Source organism: Methylobacterium isbiliense, from assembly GCF_022179325.1.
GTDB lineage: Bacteria > Pseudomonadota > Alphaproteobacteria > Rhizobiales > Beijerinckiaceae > Methylobacterium > Methylobacterium isbiliense.
Map to the genome: position 1 here is coordinate 1 of NZ_BPQQ01000063.1, position 8481 is coordinate 8481.

Genomic DNA, 8481 nt, shown 5'->3' on the forward strand with positions numbered 1-8481 from the left:
ACCATGCCTGGGGACACGACCTCTGCGGAACTACACGAAGAGCCCGGCATCAGCCGGGCTCTTCGCGGTTCTGGCGCCATGCCAACCGCGGCTCCTGTTGAGGCGCGGCGGACGGCTCTATCCCTGCGCGAGCTGACAGCTGATGTCCTGAGGTGTGCCTATGGCGTTGCCGCCAAGCTAAGCCGAGGCGATCTCAGGGCGTGGCGGTGTCGGAGTTCGCAACATGACCGCCGGCCGAGGCCTGCACTGCGGGCCGTGAGGCGTCTCGTTTGGTTCCAGACCACCGCGACGTGACGTCCCACAATCCGAAAACAACCCGCTTGAGACGGTGAAGGTGTCTCACACCTCCGTCCCGTCCGGGTATACCCCAATGAGGCAACCAGCCGATGTGTCTGCCCCTGAGCGCTGGCGACCGTTTTCCAGGCACCTGATTTCCATACAGGGTTTCCACACACCAGGGCCGCCGGGTTGAAGCGCTGCGTGTTCGCCTCGGATCGGATGTGAGGTTTGCCGTCGTTTTAAAGACACGCCAGTTCGCGGCCAGAGCGAGCGGGGAGGCTGTTCGGCGGGCTCACCAGTCCGTTCCTAAACATGATCACCCACCACGCATTCCTAGATGCAGTTCGGTCTATAATAGTCCAGTAAAGAAATTTATAAATCCAATCAGACGCGACTACGACGAAAATACGACGGCGAAACTCCAAGAACTTTTCTAAATGTCGCCGACATCTGACTGTGGTCTTTGAAGCCAACTGTGCGGGCGATGTCACTAAGCGATAGGGTGCCGCTTTCAATGAGGGAACGCGCCCGGTCGACACGGCGCCTGATGATGAACTGGTGCGGAGGCAAGCCTGTCGATGCACGAAACGCACGACAGAAATACCCTGTACTCACATTCAGTGATTCGGCGAGATCGTTCAGGCTCGGCCGCTCAGGCAGCTGTGCGTCGATCAGCTCAAGCACCATGCTGAGCTGTCTGTCGGACAACCTGCTCCGTAGACTACTGGCCTGACCTGTGATGCGCCCTGGATGCAGGACGTGATGGATGATCGCGACCAACACGCTCTGCATGAACACAGAACCGCTGGGATTGCCACAGCTCAGATTGATCGAGAGTGCATTGAGCAGGTTCTGAACGATCGTGTCCGTCTCATCGGGATCGCGCTGGCTGGCAAAGGACCGCGTGATAATGGCTTCCGCGCTCATCTCTCGCTCGATTGCCGCTGCCACGAAGCCGGCAGAGATCATCACGTGCCGACCTCGCGTCGTCCCTTCCCAACCACCGACCAAGTGATCCCCTGGAGCACTGATGGCTGCACTGGGCGCAGTCGACAGGAATGGCGACTTTGCAGAACCGGATCGCAGCCGGTGTGGGTCGAGGTGGAACCCAACGTGCAGACAGGACGTCACCACATCCCATGAGCCACCTGGGCTGTACCTGAGATCGAGAAATTGCCAGCCAGGCTCTTCGTATTGCTGCAGGATCTCGGGCGGATCCCCATACCCGTGCCAACTGCTGGTGGAGTGGATGATGCTGGCCATACCACGGCTCCCCTAATGGCCGCATTCTGCCCTGATCGCGCCCCATGCAGGATTTAAATCCATCGCGCGCAACAAGCTAGGCCACCAAAGCCATGCGGCCGGTGCCGATGTCGGCTTACAGGCGAGAATGAGGGCTGGGGCGCCGAGATGCAGTACCTTGCACAGCTTGCGGCGCCCGGTCTGCACCAAATGTGTGGGCGGGCATGCAACTTCTGCGGTGGCAGGACAGCATTCTGCTACGTAGAGAGTGCGTAACACCCTGTCTGCTGCCCACCGTGCTCCACTCGCATGTTGCTCATCGATCTGCTTCGTTCAGTCCTGGATCAGGCGCCGATCGCTGTCGTGATCACGGACGCGCTGGTCGAGCGGCCAGGTCCCACGATCCTCTATGCCAATGACGCCTTCGGACGCCTCGTCGGCCGTGCGACCTGCGATGTGATCGGCCTGACACCGCGTTTCATGCAAGGCAGTGAGACCCGCCGTACCGTGCTTGACCAGTTCGCAGCGGCACTGCGAGCCGGCGAGCGGTTCCACGGCTTTTTGACGAACTATCGGGCGGATGGATCCCGCTACGTGGCCGAGATCGACTGCCGGCCTCTCATCGATGCGTCTGGGCGGGTAGTGAACTTCATCGCGTTCGAGCGGGAGGTGGTGCGCCGTCGCGGCCGGCCGGCAGCCAGTGGCACGGGGCGCTTTGAGCCGGTCGCGGTAAGTCATGATGTGTTAACGAATTTCCTGCCGAGAATTAACTTGTTCAAATCCTGATCGAGCCGGTACACTTTTGCATAGCCGGGATTTGCGGACCTGCAGGCAAGAGGGTTCGGGTAATCTGCCAAGCCATTAACATACGATATCGCACAATATTAACAGGAAATTAAAGGTTTAGGCGCTATACCCAGACACGACGAATGAGTTACACCCTCGTCACCGCCAAACGATCCTCCTTTTATTCAGCAGACGCGATCTCTCGGCGGCCTCCACTGCCATGAACGTGATCACCTGGCCGGAAGTTGTGACGCGCTCTGGTCGAACCTGCGGGAGAGAACACGCATGCCAGCCACGGCTTTGCAGGCAAACGTCGTCCTGTTTCCTGCCCCTATCAGACAACGCTTGGATATCCTGCGCCGACGTGAACTCGCCAGCGACATCGCGAAGCTGAAGGAACTGGCTTCCCAGCTTGAGGCAGTCCGCCGGGAGTTGCCTGACGCAGCAATAGCTTTCGATCAGGCTACCCTGGACACCTGCGGGACCGATCCAAATCTGCGGAAAATCGGTCTGGACCGCCGCACTGAGGCACTCGCGGTCGGTATTCAGAACCTGATCCAGATCATGTCCGTCCAGCACGCCGCTCTTTGATCTCTTCCTACAAGGCTTGTCCGATCATGAACGACACCGCCCAGGAGGTCCGCTTCAAGGCGTTTGACCTCACGCCCGTCGATATCGCCCTGCTGCAGGCACAGCGAGCCGTCTTGCAGAGGGACCTGCCACACCTGCTCGAGCACCTCCATGCCGAGTTCACGAGCTGGCCCGAGATCCAACAGGCTCTCAGGACCCCAGTCGTTCACACCCGGCGCGTGGCACACTGGCTGCGCGTGGCGTCCGGCGCGTTCGGCGAAGACTTTGAGGCGTCAGCCCGGCAACTCGCAACGGCCTTCTACGAGCATGGCATCCCCGGACATGCGGTGGCGATCTGCCACTTCACCGTCTCGCAAGCGATTATGCGGCATCTGGGACTGAATGAGGCAGCACCACGCAGGCTGCAGGCCTGGGTGGCTCGCCGGCAGGCACAGCAGCACGCACTCGCCACCGCCCTCAACAAGGCTGCCTGGTTCGATCTCGAAGTGCTGCTGGAGACCTACACCTCCGTAGAGCAGGAGCGGCAGCAGCGCACGCTGACAGAGTTGGAGGCGTTCCAGAACAAGGTCCAGACAGTCGTCGACGCCGTCGACGCGGGCGCAAGCGCTGTGGAGAACCGCGCTCACCTGATGGCCAGTTCGGTCGAGCAGACCTCGGCTCTCGCCGCGACGGCGGCCCGGTCATCCGGCGAAGCGTCCAGCACCGTCGAGAGCGTGGCCGCAGCAGCCGAGGAACTCTCGGCGTCCATCAGTGAGGTGTCCGCGCAAGTCACCCGCGCGGCCGCCATCGCGGGTGGTGCCAACGGCGCTGCCCAGCGAACGGACGCGACGGTCCAGAGCCTGTCGGTATCAGCCGGCCGGATCGGCGCAGTTGTGGACCTGATCAACGGCATCGCCGGTCAGACCAACCTGTTGGCCCTGAACGCCACGATCGAGGCCGCCCGCGCCGGGGAGGCAGGCCGAGGCTTTGCGGTGGTCGCCGCGGAGGTGAAGGCGCTTGCCGGCCAGACGGGACGGGCAACCGAGGAGATCTCCCAGCAGGTCACGGCCATGCAGGGCGCGACCCATGAAGCTGTGCAGGCGATCCAGCAGATTGCCGGCATGGTCAAAGAACTCGACCAGATCGCGGCGGCCATGGCGGCTGCGGTGGAGCAGCAGCGGGCCTCAACCCAGGAGATCGCCAGCAACGTGCTGCGCGCGGCAGCCGGCACGCAAGGGGTAGCGGAAACAATCACGGGTGTGAGCGGTGCGGCTCAGGCGGCAGGCAATGCCGCCAGTGACGTACTGCAGGTGACGCATACGCTCGGCCAGCAGGCCGCGGCCCTGCGGCAGGCCGTCGACACCCTGATCCAGCGGAGCCGGGCCGCCTGAGCAGCGGCCGTTCAACAACCCTCGGCGTTCTGGCTCATGCCCAAGCGGCTCATACCCAAGCCCTCATTCTGCCAAGCCTGTCGTGGCGGCTCGGCGGTGACGTACGAGATGTCTGCTTCGATGCAGACCGCCTCGCGCAGTGCCAACACTTGGCCGGCAGCATGGAGGCAATCGCTCAGGCGGTCGAGCAGGTTGATCACTCAACGGTTAAGGTGCGCTGGATCTCCGCCACAGCCTGAGTACTCAACGACGACGCGGCTCAAAGGGCCTGCTGGCAGCGAGATCAATGCTGGCTGTCCAATCCAAGGCTTCCGACAGACGACGATGATCGTACACCACAGCCAAGAATTTTGCGAAAGCTTTTACTCCTAGCCAGTACCTTTGCCGAGCAACGCAGAGGCTATGACGATGAGCAAAACTGGATGTCAGGGCTGCAGGGATGGGGGGCCACTGCCGTTCGGCTTCACCATGGCCTTCCAGCCAATCCTCGACGTCTCCCGCAACAGGGTCTGGGGTTATGAGGCCCTGGTTCGGGGTGAAGCAGGCGAGGGCGCGGGGTGGGTTCTCGGGCAGGTCGACGAGAGCAACCGCTACAGGTTCGATCAGGCCTGCCGGGTACGCGCGATCGAACTCGCCGGAGCCTTGTTCCCGGATACCGAGACCAGGCTGTCTATCAACTTCATGCCCAATGCCGTCTACGAGCCAGCTGCCTGTATCCGTGCGACCCTAGAGGCGGCACGCCGTGTTGGCTTTTCCCATCAGCAGATCATGTTCGAATTCACCGAGAACGAGCGCATGATCGATGTTAGCCATGTGCAGCGGATCATCGCTGAGTACCGCAGGCAAGGCTTCCTGACCGCCCTTGATGATTTCGGTGCAGGGTATGCAGGTTTGAACCTGCTTGCCAGCTTCCAGCCTGACCTGATCAAGCTCGACATGGAGCTGGTCCGCGGTGTTGCGTACTCGGCAGCCCGCCAAACGATCATCGCCTGCGTAACTACGATGGCGAGAGAACTCAACGTGACGGTTCTGGCTGAAGGAGTGGAGACCGAAGCCGAACTGATGGCATTGCGGGCAGCGGGTATCGATCTGTTTCAGGGCTACCTGTTTGCCAAGCCGGCTTTGGCGGCTTTACCAGCTGTTTCTTCTTTGGGAGGCTGGCCCGCAGCTGAAGCTGCGCCGCCGCGAGCAGCTTGAGGTGTGGGTGGAGCGCTTCGACACGGTCGAGGATCTCCGCCAAGCCCTGCTGGCATTCCGCAAGGTCTACAATAAGACGTGGCTGATCGAGCGGCATGGGTTCCGGCCACCGGCCGCTATTCGCAACGCACAGCTTTCATCCGCGGCAATGGCCGCGTAGATTTCAGGTCGGTGTCTCAAAATCCGCAGGCGGTACAATTGCACCAACCCCGGATTACCTTGCTGGTCCGCCTGCGCGCTCAGCCCTGCAAACCGTGCGAGGATACGCCGCGCCCAGTCTTAAAACAAAACATGTGGTGTAGAATTGATGTTAGTCAACATAGGCAAAGCATTTTCGGCGAGCAAAGAGAGTTTTAGTGTCTGTTATTTTAAATATGTAGGTAAACAATGATCGACAAACTTGCAGCTGCAGCACTTACTACTCCAGCCATGCCGAACAATTCTGCAAGCATGCCGGTCTCCGTGTTTGCAGATTGCAACTTACAACTATCAATTCAAGTTAGCAAATGCTTTGTCGGACGGATCCAAGTCCAGCGCATGAGAACTAAAGGTTGCAACATGGTGGTTTCGATCACCTTTAGATGGCGAATTCGTTGTTTGCAACTCAACCTAGCCAGCTCACGGTTCATATGTGCGTGTACTCGATAAAGCTGGGGATTTGACTAAAAATCTAACGCAGACTGTTGCCAGCGGTGTGCCCGCGCGTGCACTGCAGTGGCAGGCGCTGATTTGCTCTGATGACTCTCTTCAAACTCTGGCTTCTCTGGCGAGCTCACGATGATCGTGGTGTTCTGACCGATCACGAGGAGTTTGACGCGACCAATGAGCAGACCGCCGTGATGATCGCCACTGCTCGCGCCGATGCGCTGCTCTCCCGGTTCAAAGGGGTGGTCATGCTGATGGACCGCGCAGGCAATCTGATCTGGTCACAGCGAAAAGGACTGCCTGGCCCACCCAACTTGAGCGGCTTCTGAGATCACGGCGGCGGGGTGTGTCGAACGACACGCAGCGGATCGAGATCATCACCGGGCGCGAGCGCCGCAGGCGCTACACCGCCCACGAGAAGGTGCGCTTCGTCGAGGAGACGATGCAGCCCGGTATGACCGTCTCGGCGGTGGCGCGGATGCACGGCCTCTCGCCGAGCCTGCTATTCGGGTGACGGCGATCCTGAACCGGACGCGGCGCGCCACCGGCGAACCCGCGCTGAACCACACGCGAGTGTTCCGCCTGATGAAGCGAGACAGCCTGCTCCTGCAGCGCTATACGGGCGAGCGGCCCGTGCGCGCCCACGAGGGTCGCGTGATGGCCCCGGCCTCGAACCAGCGCTGGTCCTCGGACGCGCTGGAGATCGGCTGCTGGAACGGCGAGGTGGTGCGGGTGGCCTTCGCCATCGACACCCATGACCGCGAGGTGATCGCCTGGGTGGCTTCGACGGGCGGGGTCAGCGGCCAGATGGTGTGCGATCTCATGCTGGCCTGCGTCGAGGCGCGCTTCGGTGACCTGCGCACAACCCATCCCGTGCAGTGGCTGGCCGACAACGGCTCTGCCTACACGGCCGCCGAGACGCTGTCCTTCGCGGCAGCCCTCGGCCTCGTGCCCTGCTTCACGCCGGTGCGCTCGCCCGAGGGCAACGGGGTGAGCGACGCGTTCGTGAAGACGCTCAAGCGCGACTATGCCCGCGTGCAGCCCCGCCCCGACGCCGACACCCTTCTGGCTCGGATCGGCGCCTGGATCACCGACTACACCGAAAACCATCCCACCGGGGGCTCGGCATGCGCTCGCCCCGCGAGTTCATCCGTGCTCAGATGCGACCAGCCCCGTGTCCGGTCTGATGGGGGCAACGCCAGTCAGCGTATGCGCCGCCCGTCCTCAGGAACGGCCGAAAGATCGACATTGTAGCCCTTCGCAGCAAGCGCCTCGAGGACGAGGTACTTCACGGTCACGCGCCGGTTCAGTGCTTCCTGCCTCAGGGCAGTCCACACTTCGTCCGGAACCTCGAACTTCAGAGCGGCTCCCTTGCTTGGGGCAATGGGGGATTTGGGGGCTTGGACCTTTGCGGGTGGCGGCTCACGTAACGGGGCCTGTTCGCGTGTCTCCGGCGCGGTCGAGGCTCTGGTGAAGCCCAGGTCCCCTGTTGCAGCCGCGAGCTGCTCTGCCTCCAAAGGGCTCGTGAAAGGACGGGGCCGTGGAGCAGGTTGAAAGGTCGCCTTCGTCATCGTGGTCACGCCGCCTGCTGCTGAGTGGCCAGAACCGCGAGAAGCTCGTCCAGCACTCCTGCGACCTCCTGCTTGGCCTTGGGATCTCCGTCAGGATGGGCGGGGGTGGTGCCGGTGAAGTGGATGGACTGGTAGGCGGCGCGCTGGATGACCTCTGTCTTCAGGACGGGAATGGCGGCGCTCTGAATTTCCTGCCGGGCGTGAGCCGCCACGCGGCTTTGAAGCGGTGACATCTGAGTGAGAACCACGCGCGCGGGGATTTCCCGCCGCAGCATCTTCTCGGCGCGCTGTACCACCTCGTAGGTGCGGAACACCTCCTGCAGATCCATGCCAGAGACCTTGCTGGGGATCAGGACGAGGTCGCTCTCGGCAATGGCGTAGGTGACGGCCTGAGAGGCTGCGCCTTCCAGATCCACCAGGACCACAGAGTAGCGGGAGGCCGCGTCAGAGATGCGATCGAGGATTGCCTTCTCGGTCACGCCTGCGATCACGTCGACGGTACAGTCCTCACCTGCCCTCTCCCGCCAGCTTGCCACGTGGCCGTTCGGATCGGCGTCGATAATCGCGATGCTACCGCCTTGGCGCGCGTAAGCGTCCGCTAGGCAGATCACGAGTGTCGTCTTCCCGACACCGCCCTTCGTGGAGCAAACACTCACGACGGCCATTGCCCCTCTCCCCTGTCGAGCGAGTGCCCATGCACCCGAGCGGGAATAAAGCTAAATGGTCAACAAACCATGAACTCCTCTGCCCATTGGGGCAAAAACCCCTTTGGGCATCGGTCTTAACGGCCGGATGGGCAA

The 8481-nt window shown here is 61.7% G+C and carries 10 protein-coding genes and 1 pseudogene; 8 read left to right on the forward strand and 3 right to left on the reverse strand.

From position 1 onward, the window contains the following. Positions 1-663: 663 nt before the first annotated feature. On the reverse strand, positions 664-1542 hold the full coding sequence (locus MFF61_RS24275; protein ID WP_238240130.1) for a helix-turn-helix domain-containing protein: 879 nt from the start codon (positions 1540-1542) through the stop codon (positions 664-666). A 288-nt stretch (positions 1543-1830) separates the two neighbouring features. Between MFF61_RS24275 and MFF61_RS24280 the strand changes: the two genes are divergently transcribed. From MFF61_RS24280 to MFF61_RS24290, 3 genes are all read left to right on the forward strand, one after another. Beyond that, on the forward strand, positions 1831-2307 hold the full coding sequence (locus tag MFF61_RS24280) for a PAS domain-containing protein (protein WP_238240131.1): 477 nt from the start codon (positions 1831-1833) through the stop codon (positions 2305-2307). Between the two features lie 285 nt (positions 2308-2592). Next, positions 2593-2898 carry a hypothetical protein gene (locus MFF61_RS24285; protein ID WP_238240132.1) on the forward strand — a complete coding sequence of 102 codons (306 nt, stop codon included), beginning with the start codon at positions 2593-2595 and terminating at the stop codon, positions 2896-2898. A gap of 26 nt (positions 2899-2924) precedes the next feature. Beyond that, on the forward strand, positions 2925-4268 hold the full coding sequence (locus MFF61_RS24290; protein WP_238240133.1) for a globin-coupled sensor protein: 1344 nt from the start codon (positions 2925-2927) through the stop codon (positions 4266-4268). Between the two features lie 11 nt (positions 4269-4279). Here MFF61_RS24290 and MFF61_RS24295 read toward each other — a convergent pair whose 3' ends face one another. Then, positions 4280-4468 (reverse strand): hypothetical protein, encoded by a 189-nt coding sequence (locus MFF61_RS24295; protein ID WP_238240135.1) that lies wholly within the window; start codon positions 4466-4468, stop codon positions 4280-4282. Between the two features lie 208 nt (positions 4469-4676). Here MFF61_RS24295 and MFF61_RS24300 point away from each other — a divergent pair, with 208 nt between their 5' ends. The 5 genes and pseudogenes from MFF61_RS24300 (at position 4677) to MFF61_RS24320 (ending at position 7364) form a co-directional block, all read left to right on the forward strand. Continuing rightward, positions 4677-5465, forward strand: coding sequence for an EAL domain-containing protein (locus tag MFF61_RS24300; RefSeq protein WP_444543596.1), 789 nt, complete (start codon positions 4677-4679; stop codon positions 5463-5465). 4 nt (positions 5466-5469) lie between these two features. Further along, positions 5470-5625 (forward strand): annotated as a pseudogene (locus MFF61_RS24305) (IS3-like element ISMtsp5 family transposase); the annotation flags it as partial. A gap of 577 nt (positions 5626-6202) precedes the next feature. Beyond that, positions 6203-6439, forward strand: a complete 237-nt coding sequence (locus MFF61_RS24310; protein ID WP_238240142.1) for a hypothetical protein — start codon at positions 6203-6205, stop codon at positions 6437-6439. A gap of 17 nt (positions 6440-6456) precedes the next feature. Continuing rightward, positions 6457-6624, forward strand: a complete 168-nt coding sequence (locus MFF61_RS34070; RefSeq protein ID WP_373324790.1) for a transposase — start codon at positions 6457-6459, stop codon at positions 6622-6624. After that, positions 6621-7364 carry a DDE-type integrase/transposase/recombinase gene (locus MFF61_RS24320; RefSeq protein ID WP_373324791.1) on the forward strand — a complete coding sequence of 248 codons (744 nt, stop codon included), beginning with the start codon at positions 6621-6623 and terminating at the stop codon, positions 7362-7364. The genes MFF61_RS34070 and MFF61_RS24320 overlap by 4 nt, the downstream gene beginning before the upstream one ends. Before the next feature lie 322 nt (positions 7365-7686). On the opposite strand, the gene MFF61_RS24325 is transcribed toward MFF61_RS24320, so the two are convergent. Continuing rightward, complete coding sequence (locus MFF61_RS24325; protein WP_238240143.1) at positions 7687-8346, reverse strand: nucleotide-binding protein; 660 nt, start codon at positions 8344-8346, stop codon at positions 7687-7689. Positions 8347-8481: the final 135 nt, after the last annotated feature.

Coding starts and splice junctions, on each gene's coding strand:
- MFF61_RS24325 (WP_238240143.1), bottom strand. CDS start 8,346: ATGGCCGTCGTGAGTGTTTGCTCCACGAAGGGCGGTGTCGGGAAGACG.
- MFF61_RS24310 (WP_238240142.1), top strand. CDS start 6,203: ATGACTCTCTTCAAACTCTGGCTTCTCTGGCGAGCTCACGATGATCGT.
- MFF61_RS24285 (WP_238240132.1), top strand. CDS start 2,593: ATGCCAGCCACGGCTTTGCAGGCAAACGTCGTCCTGTTTCCTGCCCCT.
- MFF61_RS24300 (WP_444543596.1), top strand. CDS start 4,677: ATGAGCAAAACTGGATGTCAGGGCTGCAGGGATGGGGGGCCACTGCCG.
- MFF61_RS24280 (WP_238240131.1), top strand. CDS start 1,831: ATGTTGCTCATCGATCTGCTTCGTTCAGTCCTGGATCAGGCGCCGATC.
- MFF61_RS24290 (WP_238240133.1), top strand. CDS start 2,925: ATGAACGACACCGCCCAGGAGGTCCGCTTCAAGGCGTTTGACCTCACG.
- MFF61_RS24275 (WP_238240130.1), bottom strand. CDS start 1,542: ATGGCCAGCATCATCCACTCCACCAGCAGTTGGCACGGGTATGGGGAT.